Source organism: Bacteroides timonensis (assembly GCF_000513195.1).
Taxonomy (GTDB): Bacteria; Bacteroidota; Bacteroidia; order Bacteroidales; family Bacteroidaceae; genus Bacteroides; species Bacteroides timonensis.
This window is the reverse complement of sequence record NZ_CBVI010000073.1, coordinates 39,133-56,989: the sequence shown is the minus strand read 5'-3', so window position 1 is coordinate 56,989 and position 17,857 is coordinate 39,133. Positions and strand designations below refer to the sequence as shown.

At 38.2% G+C, this 17,857-nt stretch carries 18 protein-coding genes; all 18 read right to left on the bottom strand.

Annotated features, from left to right (window positions below; genetic code table 11):
• Position 1 precedes the first annotated feature (1 nt).
• The 18 genes from pheT to BN161_RS13760 all read right to left on the bottom strand — a co-directional run bounded on the left by pheT (position 2) and on the right by BN161_RS13760 (position 17,849).
• Positions 2-2,419, bottom strand: coding sequence for a phenylalanine--tRNA ligase subunit beta (gene pheT / locus BN161_RS13845; RefSeq protein ID WP_244436499.1), 2,418 nt, complete (start codon positions 2,417-2,419; stop codon positions 2-4).
• A 209-nt stretch (positions 2,420-2,628) separates the two neighbouring features.
• A complete protein-coding gene (dnaB, locus tag BN161_RS13840) occupies positions 2,629-4,188 on the bottom strand; it encodes a replicative DNA helicase (RefSeq protein ID WP_044267185.1) in 1,560 nt (519 codons plus the stop codon).
• 166 nt (positions 4,189-4,354) lie between these two features.
• On the bottom strand, positions 4,355-5,521 hold the full coding sequence (locus BN161_RS13835; protein WP_044267183.1) for a DegT/DnrJ/EryC1/StrS family aminotransferase: 1,167 nt from the start codon (positions 5,519-5,521) through the stop codon (positions 4,355-4,357).
• Positions 5,522-5,725: 204 nt separating this feature from the next.
• Positions 5,726-6,346: an MBL fold metallo-hydrolase gene (locus BN161_RS13830; RefSeq protein ID WP_044267180.1), complete on the bottom strand. Its 621-nt coding sequence runs from the start codon at positions 6,344-6,346 to the stop codon at positions 5,726-5,728.
• Entirely contained in the window at positions 6,347-6,955 is a 609-nt protein-coding gene (locus BN161_RS13825; protein ID WP_044267178.1) for a sugar transferase, read from the bottom strand.
• A gap of 3 nt (positions 6,956-6,958) precedes the next feature.
• Entirely contained in the window at positions 6,959-7,837 is an 879-nt protein-coding gene (locus tag BN161_RS13820; RefSeq protein ID WP_044267176.1) for a polysaccharide deacetylase family protein, read from the bottom strand.
• Positions 7,834-8,985 carry a carboxylate--amine ligase gene (locus BN161_RS13815; RefSeq protein WP_044267174.1) on the bottom strand — a complete coding sequence of 384 codons (1,152 nt, stop codon included), beginning with the start codon at positions 8,983-8,985 and terminating at the stop codon, positions 7,834-7,836. Before BN161_RS13815 ends, BN161_RS13820 begins: the two co-directional genes overlap by 4 nt.
• Positions 8,986-9,774 carry an adenine nucleotide alpha hydrolase family protein gene (locus BN161_RS13810; protein ID WP_044267172.1) on the bottom strand — a complete coding sequence of 263 codons (789 nt, stop codon included), beginning with the start codon at positions 9,772-9,774 and terminating at the stop codon, positions 8,986-8,988.
• Between the two features lie 337 nt (positions 9,775-10,111).
• Positions 10,112-10,462, bottom strand: coding sequence for an acyltransferase (locus BN161_RS13805; protein ID WP_209441904.1), 351 nt, complete (start codon positions 10,460-10,462; stop codon positions 10,112-10,114).
• 138 nt (positions 10,463-10,600) lie between these two features.
• Positions 10,601-11,659 (bottom strand): 3-oxoacyl-ACP synthase III family protein, encoded by a 1,059-nt coding sequence (locus tag BN161_RS13800; protein WP_044267170.1) that lies wholly within the window; start codon positions 11,657-11,659, stop codon positions 10,601-10,603.
• Between the two features lie 11 nt (positions 11,660-11,670).
• Complete coding sequence (locus BN161_RS13795) at positions 11,671-11,910, bottom strand: acyl carrier protein (protein ID WP_044267168.1); 240 nt, start codon at positions 11,908-11,910, stop codon at positions 11,671-11,673.
• 14 nt (positions 11,911-11,924) lie between these two features.
• Positions 11,925-13,322, bottom strand: a complete 1,398-nt coding sequence (locus tag BN161_RS13790) for an AMP-binding protein (RefSeq protein WP_044267165.1) — start codon at positions 13,320-13,322, stop codon at positions 11,925-11,927.
• A 15-nt stretch (positions 13,323-13,337) separates the two neighbouring features.
• Entirely contained in the window at positions 13,338-14,096 is a 759-nt protein-coding gene (locus tag BN161_RS13785; protein ID WP_044267164.1) for an SDR family NAD(P)-dependent oxidoreductase, read from the bottom strand.
• Between the two features lies 1 nt (position 14,097).
• Positions 14,098-14,859: an SDR family NAD(P)-dependent oxidoreductase gene (locus BN161_RS13780; RefSeq protein WP_044267162.1), complete on the bottom strand. Its 762-nt coding sequence runs from the start codon at positions 14,857-14,859 to the stop codon at positions 14,098-14,100.
• Positions 14,860-14,861: 2 nt separating this feature from the next.
• Positions 14,862-15,902, bottom strand: coding sequence for a ketoacyl-ACP synthase III (locus tag BN161_RS13775; RefSeq protein ID WP_044267160.1), 1,041 nt, complete (start codon positions 15,900-15,902; stop codon positions 14,862-14,864).
• The gene (locus BN161_RS13770) at positions 15,902-16,129 is read right to left on the bottom strand and encodes an acyl carrier protein (RefSeq protein WP_044267158.1); all 228 of its coding nucleotides are present in this window, start codon (positions 16,127-16,129) and stop codon (positions 15,902-15,904) included. The genes BN161_RS13775 and BN161_RS13770 overlap by 1 nt, the downstream gene beginning before the upstream one ends.
• Before the next feature lie 20 nt (positions 16,130-16,149).
• Positions 16,150-16,776, bottom strand: coding sequence for an acetyltransferase (locus BN161_RS13765; protein ID WP_044267156.1), 627 nt, complete (start codon positions 16,774-16,776; stop codon positions 16,150-16,152).
• Complete coding sequence (locus BN161_RS13760; RefSeq protein WP_125910830.1) at positions 16,773-17,849, bottom strand: hypothetical protein; 1,077 nt, start codon at positions 17,847-17,849, stop codon at positions 16,773-16,775. The genes BN161_RS13765 and BN161_RS13760 overlap by 4 nt, the downstream gene beginning before the upstream one ends.
• Between the last annotated feature and the right edge of the window lie 8 nt (positions 17,850-17,857).

Genomic DNA, 17,857 nt, shown 5'->3' with positions numbered 1-17,857 from the left:
ATTAGCGAAGCTTTGCATCCAACTTATCTTCCAGATTCTTCACGAGTTTCGACATGATCTTATCGATCATCTTATCGTTCAGTGTCTGTGCCTCATCTTGCAACAGGAAGCTGACTGCATACGACTTTTTGCCGGCTTCCAGATTCTTACCTTCATAAACATCGAAGAGAGATACATCTTTCAGCAATTTCTTCTCTGTCTCATAAGCAATCTTCTCTATTTCGGCAAACTGCACCTTCTTATCAATCAACAAGGCAAGGTCACGCTTCACAGCCGGAAATTTGGAAACTTCCGTATAGCTGATCTTTACAGAACGGATGGCTTTCATCAGCTCTTTCCAATTCAGGTCAGCGTAATATACTTCATTGTCAATGTCGAAAGCTTTCAGAATCTTCTTTGTTACGATGCCGAATGTAGCAAGACGCTTTCCACCCTTAGTCTGTACAGACAAGGCAGCAGCATAAATATCATCCATCAGGTTACCTACAACCAGATTTCTCATATTCAGCCCTAAACGCAGGAAAATATTCTCCACGTAAGCCTTCAACTCATATACAGAGCTTTCTTCATCAGCATGCGCCCATGAATTGGATACTTTTTTACCTGTTACCCACAATCCGAGATGATAATTCTCTGTATAAGCAGCCAGTGACTTTTCGGGGTTCTTCTTTTCTTCATCGAAATAATAGCAATTTCCGAATTCGAAGAATTTCAGGTCGGCATTCTTACGGTTAGCATTGTGAGAGATACTTTCCAATCCACCGAACAACAAAGTCTGACGCATGGCATTCAGGTCTGTACTCAACGGATTCAGTAGCATCACCAGGTTTTTAGAAGGATAAGTTTCCATACCGTCATAATAGCCGGCACGTGTCAGAGAGTTGTTCAGAATTTCATTGAAACCACAACCAACCAATTGTTCAGCCACCAGGTTCTGCAACTTATTAGACTTATCATGTTCGCCCTTCGTAGTCAAGCTAGACTTCAGCGTAGACGGTATTTCTACATTATTATATCCATAAATACGGAGGATATCTTCAATAACATCACAATCGCGTTGCACGTCTACACGATAAGGGGGAACCGCCAAAGTCAAGCCTTCTGCCGTCTCATTGGTTATTTTCATCTCCAGACTGGTAACAATGCTCTTGATTGTCTCCACGGGAATCACTTTACCTACCAACGAGTGCACCTTCTCATAAGATAACTCTACGATGAAATCCTGAGCAGGAGCAGCACAAACATCCTTTACTTCAGAAGAAATAGTACCACCAGCCAGTTCTTTCACCATCATGGCGGCCAATTTCAAACAGTAAATAGTGATATTGGGGTCAATGCCTCTTTCAAAGCGGAAAGAAGCATCTGTATTCAGTCCGTGACGACGAGCTGTCTTACGAACCCATGTCGGATGGAAATAAGCGCTTTCAATGAAAACATCTTTGGTCGTTTCCGTAGAACCGGAATCCAGACCACCGAATACACCGGCAATACACATCGGTTTTTCCGTGTCACAAATCATCAGGTCGCGATCAGATAATTTACGTTCCACGCCATCCAATGTGACGAACGGAGTACCTTCAGGCATTGTCTTCACCACTACTTCGCCACCTTTAATTTGATCTGCATCAAAGCAGTGCAATGGCTGGCCGAATGCATGGACAATGTAATTTGTGATATCCACTACATTATTGATAGGACGCAGTCCGATGATACGGAGTTTATTCTGCAACCATTCCGGACTTTCTTTTACTGTTACGCCCTTCATCGTTACACCGGCATAGCGAGGACAAGCTTCACTGTTTTCAACTGTAACATTGATATCCAGATCATGATTTTCAATGGCAAAAGCATCTACAGACGGTTTCTTCAGGGAAGTCGGTTTGTTATTTTGCACCAGATAAGCATACAAATCACGGGCTACCCCATAGTGAGAACAAGCATCGGCACGATTCGGAGTGATATCCACTTCCAGCACATAGTCGCTCTTGATATTATAATAATCTTTGGCAAGAGTTCCCGGAACAGCATCAGCCGGCAAAACGATGATCCCTGCATGATCCGTACCAATACCGATTTCATCTTCAGCGCAAATCATACCATTGGACTCAACACCACGGAGTTTTGACTTTTTGATCGTAAAACATTCATCTCCGTCATAGAGTTTTGCACCCAAAGTGGCAATTACCACTTTCTGACCGGCAGCCACATTCGGTGCACCGCATACAATCTGCACAGGTTCTCCCTGTCCCAGATTCACAGTAGTCACGTGCATGTGGTCTGAATTCGGATGAGGAATGCATGTCAACACTTCACCGATTACGAGACCTTCCAGTCCTCCTTTAATCGTTTGCACTTCTTCTACACTTCCTGTTTCCAAGCCAATAGAAGTTAATGCAGCGGCAACTTCTTCCGGTGTCAAATCGAAATCGCCTTACTCCTCCAACCAATTATAAGAGATATTCATATCATTAATTTTTTATTGTTTCCAAAAGTGACCCGCAAAATTACAAAGTTTTTTTGGATGACAGGGAATTATCCATCAAGAAAATAATGAAAACAGCCGAAACTACATGATAAAAAGTAATTCCGGCTGCAATATTAAAATGCTTATGTAATTTTACCATTAATTTAGAATGGCAACGGTCCATCCGATCCCACCCCACCAAACGGATTGTCTGTTTGAGGGGCAAACTCAGCCGGAGGCGGCACACTGCCATCACTTACTGCATTCATTTTAGAACCAAAGGTTGCTCCACCACCTTCTGCCGGATGCGGAATCACCATATCATCTTCCGGATTCTGGAAACGGGTGTACTGACCGATAAAACGCAAACGAACATCACCTACCGCACCATTACGATGCTTGGCAATAATAATTTCTGCCATACCACGTAAATCGGTTCCATCTTGTGAGGTATAAATCTTATAATATTCAGGACGGTGAATAAAACATACCATATCGGCATCCTGCTCAATGGCTCCCGACTCACGCAAGTCACTTAACTGCGGGCGTTTACCTTCTTCACCTTCACGACTTTCCACACCACGATTCAACTGCGACAAAGCAACAATAGGAATATTCAACTCTTTCGCCAACCCCTTCAACGAACGTGAAATCGTACTTACCTCTTCCTGACGGCTACCGAATGACATCCCACTCGCATTCATCAACTGAAGGTAGTCGATAATAATAATCCTTACTCCATGTTCGCGTACCAGGCGACGAGCTTTTGTACGAAGTTCAAACACTGACAATGAAGGTGTATCATCTACATACAGCGGAGCATCCAAAAGGTCACGCAACTTATAATCCAGCTGTTGCCATTCGTAATCCGCCAGTTGTCCGCTCTTAATTTTCTCACTCGGAATTTCGCACGCATTGGAGATCAAACGATTCACCAACTGTACGTTACTCATTTCAAGAGAGAACACAGCTACCGGATTACGATAATTCACTGCAATATTCTTTGCCATAGAAAGTACGAATGCCGTCTTTCCCATTGCCGGACGAGCAGCGATAATAATAAGGTCAGACCTTTGCCAACCGGAAGTCATCTTATCAAGTTTGGTAAAACCGCTCTCCAAACCACTTAAACCATCCGTACGGGCAGCCGCTGTCTGAATTAACTGATACGCTTCGGCAATGACAGGATTAATCTGCGTATAATCCTTCTTCATGTTCTGCTGAGAGATCTCAAACAATCTTCCTTCAGCTTCCTGCATCAAATCATCTACGTCCAGAGTTTCATCGAAAGCTTTACTCTGAACATTGCTGGTAAATGTAATCAATTCACGAGCCAATGCCTTCTGTGCAATGATGCGGGCGTGATATTCAATATGCGCTGAAGAGGCAACCTTACTACTTAACTGAGTAATATAAAACGGACCGCCCACTTCCTCCAAATCACCGCGTTTAGCAAGTTGCTCCTTTACCGTAAGGATATCCACCGGCTTCTGATTCACAGCCAGGTCGGTGATAGCGGAATAAATCAACTGGTGCCGGTGCTCATAAAAAGACTCCGGACGAAGAATTTCACTTACTAACGAATAAGCGTCTTTCTCTATCATCAATGCTCCCAATACAGCCTCTTCCAGTTCCGGCGCTTGTGGCTGGATACGTCCGTAGTCATTTACGGGCTGTATTTTTGCCTTACTATTGCTTCGGGGAGCTTTTCTCTGTTCTGCCATTTTTTAATACTATGAATTATTAAAGGGATGGCAAAGATAATGCTTATTAATCAAAATCATCCCTATTCTACCAAACAAAAAAAGAGCTACTCCTGAAATTCAGAAATAGCTCTTTACATTCTATCAAAGTTATTTTTAAATAGTCATTACCTCTAAATAACAACTATCACCCTTTACAACATGCCTTTATTTGCTCTACAATATAAGCCACATCTTCATCCGTCACCCAAGGACCGGCAGGAATACATAAACCCATATTAAACAAACGTTCAGAAACTCCATTCACATAGCAAGGATTAGTTGCATAGACAGGCTGTAGATGCATAGGTTTCCACAAGGGACGAGTCTCAATTCCTCGCTCATCTAATTTCCGACGGACTTCATCATAGTTAGTGCCAGTCTTCACTGGATCTATCAGAATAGTAGACAGCCAATAATTAGCGTTGAAACGACCATCAGGATTAGATTTCAACGTTATACCGTCCACACCTTCAAAAGCCTTCTCGTAAAGAGCATGTACATGGCGATGATGCGCAATATGCTCATCCAATATGGTCATCTGACCACGACCGATACCAGCACAGATATTACTCATACGATAATTGTAACCGATCTTTTCATGCTGGTAATGAGGGAAAGGCTCACGAGCCTGCGTAGCGTAAAACATCGTTTGCTTCTTGGTGCTTTCATCAGGAACAATCAAAGCCCCGCCACCCGAAGTAGTGATCATCTTATTACCATTGAAAGACAACACGCCAAAGGTACCGAAAGTACCGCACTTCTGACCCTTAAACTCAGAACCCAAAGCTTCCGCAGCATCCTCCAGCACTGGAATATCATATTTAGCGGCTATCGCGCAAATCTCATCAATCCTGGCAGGCATGCCGTAAAGATGAACGGGAAGTATAGCTTTCGGCTTCTTACCTGTCTTCAAGATTCTGTCCTTGATGGCTTCTTCCAGCAAAACAGGGTCCATATTCCAGGTATCCTCCTCACTGTCGATAAACACGGGAGTTGCTCCCTGATAAACCACAGGGTTGGCCGACGCACAGAACGTAAACGACTGGCAGATAACCTCATCACCTACCCCAACACCCAATTGGATTAGTCCCAGATGGATGGCTGCCGTACCTGCTGACAAGGCAACCACATGTTTCCTATCATTGTCATTTGTCAATTGTCCATTGTCAATTAAAAAATCTTCCAAAGATTTTTCAAAGGCATTCACGTTGGGACCCAAAGGAACAACCCAGTTAGTATCGAAAGCTTCTTTTATAAAAGCCTGCTCCTTGCCGCTCATGTGAGCAAGGCAAAGATAAATTCTCTTGTCCATAAAATTATGTGATTATAAAACTATAAATCTAAAAAGAGGGATGGCTATTTCCGCCAAATATAATGAGGCACTATCAACCATCGGATAACTCCTCCCACTTTCATAAAAAAGCGGGAAAAAAGCATAAGCCAATTCGTATATATACCGTTAATTCTGCATGCCTTCATAAGTTCAATGCTATTCCAACATGATCGAAGCGTATCTTCAACCGTTGCCTCCCTGTTCAATACAACCGTTATAATGGATATAAGCATCTCCATGTCCGGGGTACAAGTTACGCCCATCCGCCAAGCGGACAATACGCTCTTTTGATTTTACGGCATCCGTTTTATGGCTGTTCGGAAATGAAGCTATTACTTTCACACCGGGAATATATGAATCGCCTGAAAAAACATCATTACCCAATTTATAAGTTAAGCAACTTTTATCATGTCCCGGCGTCTCCAGTACTTCCAAAACATTTCCAGTCGTAATTTCTATTTTATCACCCTCTCCCAGTATGCTGATATTATTTTCAGTCCATACAATGGGATCATTATGATAACGTGAGAAATTTAACTTGTCGGAGCCTAGAGCTTCCTTCCCAAAAGAGGAAGTATAAATGATGCAATCCGGATATGCTTTTATCAGTTCCCTGATCCCATAAATATGATCATAGTGAGTATGGGTCAGGAATACTGCTTTCACAACTTTTCCATCGTTATCCAGCAACTCCTTTACAGGCTGAACATCACCGATGTCTATTAAAAAAGCCGACAGCCCCTCACTGGTAAGAATATACGTATTTGAAGTAAACACACTGTTTATGATCCGATGGATATACATTTAATTATGTCCATTAAATGGTTCTGTAGTTGCACTTCCTTCCATATTTATTCCTTCACGAATAAATACTTTTTTGATTGTAAGGAAGATTATTTTTATATCCAGCCAGAAAGAGATATGATCCACATACCAAACATCCAGTTCAAATTTCTTAGTCCAGGATATGCTATTCCGACCATTCACTTGTGCCCAACCCGTAATTCCCGGACGAACTTCATGACGGCGGTATTGCTCTTCCGAATATAAAGGAAGATACTTGATTAACAAAGGGCGAGGTCCTACTAATGCCATATCTCCCTTTAGAACGTTGATTAACTGCGGCAGTTCATCTATGGAAAGAGAACGAACTATTTTTCCGACCTTTGTCAGACGAACGTCATCCGGCAACAAATTACCTTCTGCGTCCCGTTCATCCGTCATAGTCTTAAATTTAATGGCCTTAAATATCTGGGCATTTTTCCCGGGACGATCCTGGGTAAAGAAGACACCAGCACCTTTATTAGCAAAATAAAGGAAAATGATAATAATAAGTAAGATTGGCCAAATGATAAGTAAGGCACACAATACAATAAGAAAATCTATCGCACGTTTTAATCCGTTCTCATACATAATCTACAGTTCAATTAACGGTTGTTTATTCCAATCTATCGACTCAGCAGCTTGCTGTACATTACAGAATGAATAATTCCCTAGTAAAGTATCCAATTTATTCAACGCTCCTCCTTTACCAATGTTTGTCTTTACATAACGGGTTATACGGTTCTTTAATGTACCAGGTTCTTTATAGTATTCTTCAAATTCCTGCTTAGTCATGAACTTTGAACTCTGTTCGATTAAATCATTGATATGAAAATAGAACATCACATAATCCATGTGACTAATAAGTTCCTTATGCAACCACAATGGCACTAATCTGAAATAGCCGCCACCCGAAAATGGTACCGCTTTTCCCATTAATCTGGCAGGACAGACTGGCAACTCCTTAATCGTATAATCGTTCTTTTTAACCAACGAAGGTATAGTCGAAGTAAACTGGGGAAATCCTCCCAAATCCCGACTAGCTGGAAAAACAGAACAATCATATTCAATCCCATTTTCTGCCAATATTTCAAATGCCCAGTCATTATCTTTCCCTATTGAGAAAGCCGGTGCACGGAAACTGCTTACTTTTTTGCCAATCAAATTCTCGATTTCTTGCACAGCAATACGTGTATCTTCTGCAAATTCCTGTCTAGTCATCTTGTTTATCCACAGATGCCGATTTGAATGACTACCTACTTCGTGACCATTATCAGAAATTCTTTTCAATACCTCTGGAAACTCTACAGCTAATTGACCCACACAGAAGAATGTTGCTTTGGAATTACTTTTATCAAGTGTATTCAAAATCCAATCAAACAACTTATCATACTGACGATATTTCTCTTTTCGTCCACCCTTAAAGTGCTTTTCAATATACCATTCCTCAATATCAAAAGATAATATTTTCATCGTAGACCTGTTTTTTGTTTCCTAAATGAAGGAGATAACTGTTTCTTTATATTCGCCAATGTTCCATAAATAAATGGCAATGGATCTCTCGATGAAAAATCTTGATAATACATTTTATGACCCCAAAAATGAAACCATGAAGGTTTAGTTCTAAACCTTTCTTTACTATGCAAAAACCATAAAATCTCAAAACCAAGATGACGAAGTTTATATCCTGGCAATGAAATATATTCTTGCATAGAGTTGCCCAATGCATAATCTACATATATTCGAGCATAATCAGTTCCCGATTTTATTGCAGATTTCACACACGCCGGAACGCGAGGGTTTATTTCCATGATTTTCAATATACCATCTTTGGGATCTTCTATTAAATCAAAATCTGCAAAACCAACCCAATGAATATTTTGTAATACCTTATGACAGTATTGAACAACTTTTTCATCTAATATTGTTTCATTACAAGAACTACTTCCTCCATTTTCTGGATAATATCGTTGTTTATGTAGTACCGAAAAATAAAGCAATTCACTTTTGTCATTCACAAATAATTGGACTTTTATTTGTTTTCCGCCAGATTGAATAAATTCTTGCAAATGGCAAGCACCATATTGTTCCTTTATTTGAGAAATTTTTTGATTAAATTCTGTTATTGAATGGACTAAAACCATACCTCTACCTCCCGTAGTTATGTTAGGCTTAATCAAAGCCGGAAAAATTGACTCATCTACATTTTCTTTATCATCTAAATCAATCGTACGCGGATGGGGGATATTATTTTCGGCACAAACATGCATCAATGCATTTTTATCATATCCTAAACAAAAAACGTCGTAATCTGGCGTTACAAAATGAAACCGCTCCTTCAATTTTTCTCTATACTTACTAATAATAGCTGCTGTTCTATCACTCATAGGAAAAAGAACATCAATATTGAAGTTTTTTGCATAATCCAAGATATCCTTCACATAATTGTCTTCAGAAGAGTAATAGATTATATTTTTAAACTTTACATAACGACAACCATAACCATAAGACAGTTTGTGATTATAGAAACCATGAAGTATATATCCTTGCCTACATAAAGTTTCCGCTACAGGAAGCATTTGAGTGCCATCTGCATCTAAAATCAAAATGGAATAATTCATCTATCTGAACACTTTTTTAACCAATGGCCTTATTTTATCAGTCCATAATAAAAATACATATGCAAATCTATTTCTCCAAATTGCAGATTGTGGTAATCGATATGACATTTTTGCAGCGACAACTTGTCTACATGGCGAACAAAAGCCACAAGGTTTGCCATTTATTGGATGGTGGCAGAACCATGTATCTTTCATAACATCATACATCCCCATCTTTTTATACTCTTCAACCTCATCTAATTTTGACATATAAAATAATGGTATTGGATAATAGAAATATTGTAATAGAGTTACTAAATACGGATTTGATTTTTCTAAATTCAGCTGGAAATAGGCAATCTCATCATTTTCTACCTTCTGTAATGCTCCGTACTTACTTATAATAGAAAACATCCGATTATGTGGTTCATATTCCATTCCTATTTCGCATTTTACACCTTCTTTTTTACAAAATGAAGCCAAATATAAATATTGGATAGGAAATCTTTTAAGTCCAAACTCAACAACCGAATGTTCTTTTACCCAGTTATAAGCCTCTATAATATCCTTATCATTATCAATTTGATCCATTTCAATAATTTGAAGTGGATGCAAGGTAGCCTTAGTATCTTCTCTTTGACTGATTTTGGTAGTCATTATATTTATTGCTTGCAACTCCTCATTTATATTATGTCTAAAAGGGAATCGAAAATAATAGGGATAGATATCAACATTCAATTTTGACAACTGGCATATACGGTAGGTAGAATCCAGCCCTCCCGTCCAAAACACATTTACTCTATATTTCATAATAATTTTTACTAAGACACTACAATTCTACTTAAAGCAGAATTCATAATTCTATTCTTGAAATTTATTCTTTTACCCTGTTCTTATTCTTAAAATGATATTAACAACAATATTTTCATGAATATAGAAGAATATTATCTATTATAAAAAATGAAGATAGCATAATGAAAATCTTTTTACTTTATATATTCTCCTATATAGAATCTTACTATAGTAAACATACCCATTTATATAAAGCTAATAATATCATTCTATTTGCACTTCATCTTACAATGACACTCATATCCTCTTCTTCAAAATCTTCTTTTTCATTAACAAGTAAACATCATTTATATTATTAGCTGTTTTTTATTACGCCATATTCTCCGCAATGAATATTCTCTTTGATTATTTTTGCAGGGTTTCCCACTACCATACAATTATTCGGAACATCTTTGGTTACTACCGAACCAGCACCTACCACCACTTCATTACCAATTTTTATTCCAGGCATAATAATAGATCTAACACCAATAAAACAATTATCACCAATATATGTGTCAGTTTTAATGCCACGACTAGCATCATGTGCAAGTACGACCACTCCTCCCGTTAACCTTGTCTTTTTACCAATATGTATTCCCATAGGATTAATGCTTTTATCAAGTGAAGCCTTTCGTGATATTGCGGCTCCCTCTCCTATTTCCATACCATAAAGACTTCTATATTTCCAGGCATGGCACTTTATTAGTATCTCATATATCCACACCCTACATTGACTAAGTATCATATTAATAAAAAAATTATAAGCATGTTATACTTCATATACTTATTTGCGAACTCGACCTTAACAGTTAACTATTTTAGGTACAATCATTGGCTTTATCTTCATCCACATAGTCCCCCATGTTAATCCTAAGCCAAACGAAGACATTAACAATGTAGTCTCTTTCGACATCAAATGTTCCCGAAGTCGCGTCACCATTAATGAAGGGATCGAAGCACCTCCCAAATTTCCAAATTCTTCCAAATTATAAGGCACCTTTTCCTTAGGAAGTTTGAGCTTCTTAACGATACGGTCAACGATCATTTTATTAGCCTGGTGAATTAAGAAGTAATCAATATCCGTATCGCGATTAATTTTATAATCTGCCAAAAATTTCTCTACAGATTTGGGAGGACGAGATATTGCGAATGAGAAAACATTCATTCCATTTATCAGAGTATGGATAGGAGCACGAACAATACCATTACCGAAATCCTCGTATTCAAAAGATTCCGGTGTAGCCGGATGACGAAAACCACCGTGAGGGGTCATCAATGCTTCATATCCCTTACCATAAGTATGAAAATCAACAACAATATCATTAGCCGCCTCGTCATATTCTAAAGCTATTGCCGTACCACAGTCACCAAACAATGGTACGCGACTCTTGTCCTTCATCGACCCCATACGCAATGCCGTATCACCAATCAGTAACAAAGCACGCTTTACATTACCAGTCGTCAACAAATTGCCAGCAACCGTTATTGCATACATGCATCCACAGCATCCCATAGGGATATCCATACAGAAACAGTTCTCCGGCAACGCTAATCTGTCTTGCAATATACAAGAAGTGGGCGGAGTACGATAATCACCTGTTACGGATTCAAACAGCAGAACATCAATACTATCCCTCTCCCATCCCAGTTCTTCAAGTAACTTCTCAGCGGCAGCTTGGCACATGTCCGAAGCACACATATTATCCGGAGCAATACGACGTCTTCTTATGCCGACTGTATTATCAAATACTTCCGCCTCTTCCTGAGAAAAAAAATCAAAATCAGATGTCTTCACCACATTCTCAGGAACAGCCATAGCCACTCCCTTCATGCCGACATTCTTAATTTTCCATCTTGCCATAGTGTAACCCGTTAGAGTTCAACATCATACTTTTTCAAGATTTCACGCCCCCTACCATAGGAAGTGAACTCCATAATATCTTCCGGATCGAACATCACATCAAAAGACTCTTCCAACAAAGCAATGATATTCAACTGGTGAACAGAGTCCCATGATTCAACGTTCTCTTTCGAAAAATCATCATTCAGTACAGAACTATCCACACCAAACACTTCAACAAAAGCATCATTGTATTTTTCAATATTCGTCATTACATTCTCTATTTTTATAAATTCAACTTACTGTATAATATCTTTCCGGCTTCATTCTTAGGAATACTATCTATTATTCTCACCTCAAAAGCCGACGCTACAAGTTTGGTCTTTTCTATCAATATTTCCTTTACCGCAGTCACGTATTGATTATTGGTCAGATAAACAATCATTTTTTCATCCGTACCCACACAGGCACATTCTATCGGGCATTTACCTTTAATAATCTGTTCACACTCATCCAATCCGATACGCATTCCATACAGTTTTAAGAAGCGCCCCATACGACCTACAATATAATAACACCCGTCTTTATCACGATAGGCAAGATCACCCGTACGCATAAAACCGTTACGCTCATCACCCAACAGTAAATCCTCGCGTTTACGAGCATACCCCATCGTTACATTTTTACCGCGATAACACATCTCACCCTCCGTGTTTGGCAATTCTATTACAGAGCCATCACCGTCTATCAATGACAATTCTGCATTCGGAACCGCACGTCCTATACTGCCACACTTTGAAATCGCATACTCCGGTGGAAGATAAGCCATACGGGCAGTACCTTCTGACTGTCCATAAGTAGCAATCCAACGTTTCCCGTTATCACGGCAGTATTCTGCGAATTTCAAATTCAACTGACGCGGCATTTTTCCGCCTCCTTGAGTAAGCAGTGTCAAATCAGGTAAGTCCATACGGAAAAAGCGCATCAGATTTAATATCTCAAAACTATAAGGAACACCTGTAAAACTGGTGGCATGCTGTTCTTTCATAAAAATCCAGAAAGCTTTGTCGGTCATACTTTGATTGGTTATCAACACAGTAGCTCCAACATAAAGATGACTGAATACCACTGACAGCCCCATAGTATAATATAATGGAAGGACAAGCAAAGGACGGTCATTGGAAGTCAGGCCAAAGAAAGTAGAGATATTTAAGGCCGCCGCTTCTATATTACCATATTTATGCCGTACCAACTTGGGACTACCTGTTGAGCCGGAAGTAGGCAAAAGATGAGATAGATCAGGATGCATCGCACAATCTTCCATTCCTGAACGCAAGAGAATATAGCCATAATATTCACAAACCATTTCATAATGCAGGTCAACTGCCATCAATGAAGGCACACAAACATAAGAAGGGCGGTAAATATCAAGTAGATTATGAAGAAGTTCCTTTTCAATATGCGCATTCAATATTAAAGGGACATTGCCGGAATTGATACAACCTATACTCCAGGCTATACCCCCGACATTATTTTCCGTCAATAAGAATAATAAGGAACGACTGGGAAGAATGGTAGATATGTTCTCGGAAAAATCCAACAACTCACCATACTTCAAGGTATTCCCCAAAGCATCAACTGCAGCAAACGCATCCTGCGGTTGCTTATTTAAATTCAATATCATTTGATTTGTTTTATTCTAAATGGAAGCACAGCCATCAACTCCCAATATCTGACCTGAAATATAAGAAGAACGGTCTGAAGCAAGAAAAGCACAAGCATTAGCTACATCTTCAGGAGTTCCCAAGCGTCCCAAAGCGATCTTTTGAATACGAGTATCGATTTTTTCACCACTTTCTTCATAAAGCTCTGAAAAGCGTTCCGTTTTGACAATACCCGGTGCAACAGCATTCACACGAATACCCAGAGGAGCCAATTCTTTAGCTGCAGATTTAGTAAAAGCCATGATTGCTCCTTTGGTTGCAGAGTAAGCAGATTGTCCCGGTGAACCTAGTACTGCCGTTACCGATGCTATATTTACAATAGAACCACTGTGATTGCGAGCCATCAAACGAGAAACCAGCTGAATCATTTCAATTACAGCTATTACATTCACACGGAACATCAGTTCTGTTTCCAGGCGCAATATCATACCGATTTTCTTATTAAATACCACACCCGCATTGTTAATCAGTGCATCAATACGACCTTCTTGTTTGAATACGGACATAAAGGCTGATTTTACAGCTGTAGCATCCGTCACATCAAAATACAAAGGAAGCACACGAGTATTATTATCTTCTGAACAAGCTTTCGCCCATTCATCCATAACTCCTTCAGCACGGTCGCAAGCATAAACTATTGCACCATCCGAAGCAAAACGTTCAGCTATAGATTTACCGATACCTTGTGCAGCACCGGTAATAATACAAACTTTATTATATAAACATCTTTCCATATCAGCTTAATGTCATTCCTCCATCTAATTTAAGAGATGTGCCTGTTACCCATGAAGATGCATCAGACAATAAATATATAATAGCCCAAGCGACCTCTTCAGGTTTTCCATATCTTTTAAGCGGATACCTTAACTTATCCGCCTCATACTGTTCAGGTGTCAATTGTCCCCTATCTAAAATTCGAGTTTCAACCATTGCTGGATTAACACTATTACATCTAATCCCCTTCGCTGCAAGTTCCAAAGCCGATGAACGCATATATGCATCAATACCACATTTCGTCATCGAATAAATAGCATTTCCCATAGAAACACGGTAAACCCCCGCAACAGAAGAAGTAAAAACAATAGAAGCCTGAGACTGTATCTTCTTTTGTTTCAGAATTTGCTTAATCAATAAAACAGGAGCTTTTAAATTAATCTGCTGCATTTCTTCCATTTTTCTAGCAGTAACAAATTGAATCGGAGTTAGTCCAACAATCCCTGCATTACTAACACAGCCATCAATAAGAGGAATCTGGCAAACCAAATCTTTTATACCGTCCTCCGTTGACAAATCTGCCACAATTTGCATATGTACTCTATTTTTAGAGACCTCTAATTCTACAAAAGTTTCTTTTAAGCGTTTCTCATCTCGTCCAGTTATAACTAAAGAGGCACCCATTTTAGCACATTCTATGGCTGTTGCTCTTCCTATACCAGAAGATGCACCAGTGACAAGAATTGTTTTACCTTCTAACGAAAACGGATTATACTGACACATATTTATAATTCTATCAAATTTGACAATACAATTTCTTTTGTTGTAAAGGCAACAGTTCCCCAAGAAAGTCCTACACCAAAACCACAAGCAATCCAATTAGTTTTTTCCTTTTCAACTTTTCCTTTTGTTTGAGTTAGTATTGTTAAAGGAATTGATGCAGAAGAAGTATTTCCAAACTCAGTCAAACTATATGGTACTCTTTCTGAATCGAGTTGTAGTTTTTTTCTTATTTTTTCATTCATCATCAAATTAGCCTGATGTAGTATAAAAAAATCATAATCAGACATTTGTTTTTCACTGAATTCAACAACTTTCTTGATGGACTTTGGAGCAACAGAAATCCCAAAAGCGAAAACATCCATTCCCTTCATTCTTGTTTGCAGACGATGCATTTTTTTTCCATCTATATCTTCCATTTCAAACGATCTTAATGTTACTGGATTTCGACTACCTCCATCAGGTATAATAATAGCATCATATCCACTACCATCAGTTCCAAAATGAAATGAAAACTTGTCACTTTCATTTCCTGTATACTCTAAAGCTGTTACAGTTCCAGCATAACCAAACAATGGGTCAAATTCACAAAGTGCTCTTTTTCTCGCATCACCAACTAACAATAATGCTTTCTTTATGCCACCTTGAGATAATATAGCAGCCACCGAGCTCAATCCATATATCCATCCAGAACATCCAAGAGAGATATCCATCGCATAACATTCCTTACTCAAGCCTAATCGCTCTTGCAAAATGCAAGAAGTTGCTGGAAGAATATAATCAGGATGTTGAGATACAAAAAATAAAGCATCAATATCAGTTTTATTCCATTCCAAATCACTAATCAACTTTTCCGCAGCAGAATAACACAAGTCAGATGCTGTATATTCATTAGAAATATGTGCACTTCTTATGCCAGTCTTTTCTGCAAAATTAGAAGAATCATAATCAGCACTTCTTACACTGTCCTCAACACGTATAACTTGTTTTGGAACACATGCTGAGATACCTGCAATGCGAACTTTAGTTATGTTAAATAACGCCATTACTTTCCTCTCACTATATTAAACAGTTCCTCAATAGTCTCTGCTTGACGCATATCATCCCCCTTCAAAGTAACATCATATTCTTCATCAACCATCGCAATAATTGAAAGTGCCATCAATGAGCTCCATTCATCAAGTTCTCTAAATTTAGTAGAAGCGAAAAACTTATCTACATTTGTTTCATCAAATTGTTCTGCAAACTTTGCAATAAAATCTTGTATTTCCATATATATATTAATTTATAAAATTATAAACGTTTTGCCGGATTACCATACACGGTAGTTCCTGCTTTTACTCTTTTTATAACGAAACTACAAGCCCCCACATGAGCCATATCTTCTACAACAACCCCATGATTTATAACAGCCGATGTATAAATATCTATGCCATTACCTATTTTAGTCCCTCCCACACATGTTACATGTGTATCTATCCTGTTCCAATCCCCAATAATAACATCATGGCCAATTACTGTATGGGATTGAATTAAATTATAGCTTCCTAACACGGCATCTACTCCTATGCTTGTAAAAGCCCCGATAACATTTCCTTTACCCATTTTAACATTACGACAAATGCGCGCAGTATTATGAATTAATGATATAAAATCGCCGCCTTTAGATATAAGCTTTTCGATACACCCTTTACGTGATAATCCTCCAATAGAACAAACAAAAACATCATCCTTTTGAGGTATATAATCTGATATTTTTCCTATTATCGGTGGATAATCATCAAAGCCATTAAGTGCGTCTAAGTTATCATCAATAAATCCTTTAATAATAAAATCAGTTCCATATCCAACACAACTTTCCGCCATTCCACAAAGAGTTCTACCTAACCCACCCGCTGCAATTATTATTAAATTCTTCATTTCATTAAAATTTTATTAAAGATATCAATATCAAACTCTGAATAGAAAAAACTCATATCGATTTCACTTGTACTAAATTCATTCGCAAACGTACCAAAATCCTCCGTTTTTTTCATATAAAAAAACATACCTTGAGGCTCATTTTCAAAATGAATTGTATGGAAGCCATTATATTGTAAACGAGCCGCTTTGACTCCAACAGAAACAGCTTCATATAGTACTGTAGCATTTTCTGCGATAACACCTTCATAAGCCATACAAGTTATTGTAGAATTTATAACATTATCAACTAATACAATATTAGAGAGTTTATTTAATACTTCTTTTTGGCATTGATTTAATTTTTCTAAGGGATGTAGTCGCAAATGAAAAATATATTTTGGATACATTCCTGCTAATTCCATGATAGTATTCACCATCTTCTGACTAATTTCAGGTTCAGAAAGTAATAAATATGTATTTTTCAATATTGTTATATTTCGTTCTTTCAAAAAAGATTTAAATGCGCAACCTATATTTATCATCCTCCCAAGAGGAAGACCAAAGAGACTATCTTTGAGTGAACTTTTCCCAAAAGCCAGAAAGTAATCTGGATAAGCTTCAGGAACATACTCTCCCGAATAAGTGGATGTTTGCCCTACAGTAATACCATGCTGAATTTCATAACAAGGAATTTTCAACATTTTACACGCAGCAATATATTGGTAATGTATTACAGCTACTGGAACAAAGAGACGTTTTACACCTAATCTTTTAATGACTAAACATAAAAAACAAGCTTTTAATAAGGACCTAGTTGTTGTATAATAAATATAAAATCTCTCTTTTAAAGAAATTGGAAATAAGTGGTTAATTTTATTAATTAAACTGCTATAAGTCCTCCAATTGAATACAACAAAAAATGGGAATAACCCACATGATATAAAAGAGCAGAAATTATCAACAAATTCAGTCCACACTATATTTTTAATAAATCTTGGAGAACGATGAATTCCCGAGCGGCCTCTTTCAAAATATACATACTCATCCTTTACTGCTGATAAGAGAATAATCGGTTCAATAAACTTATCCATATATAATC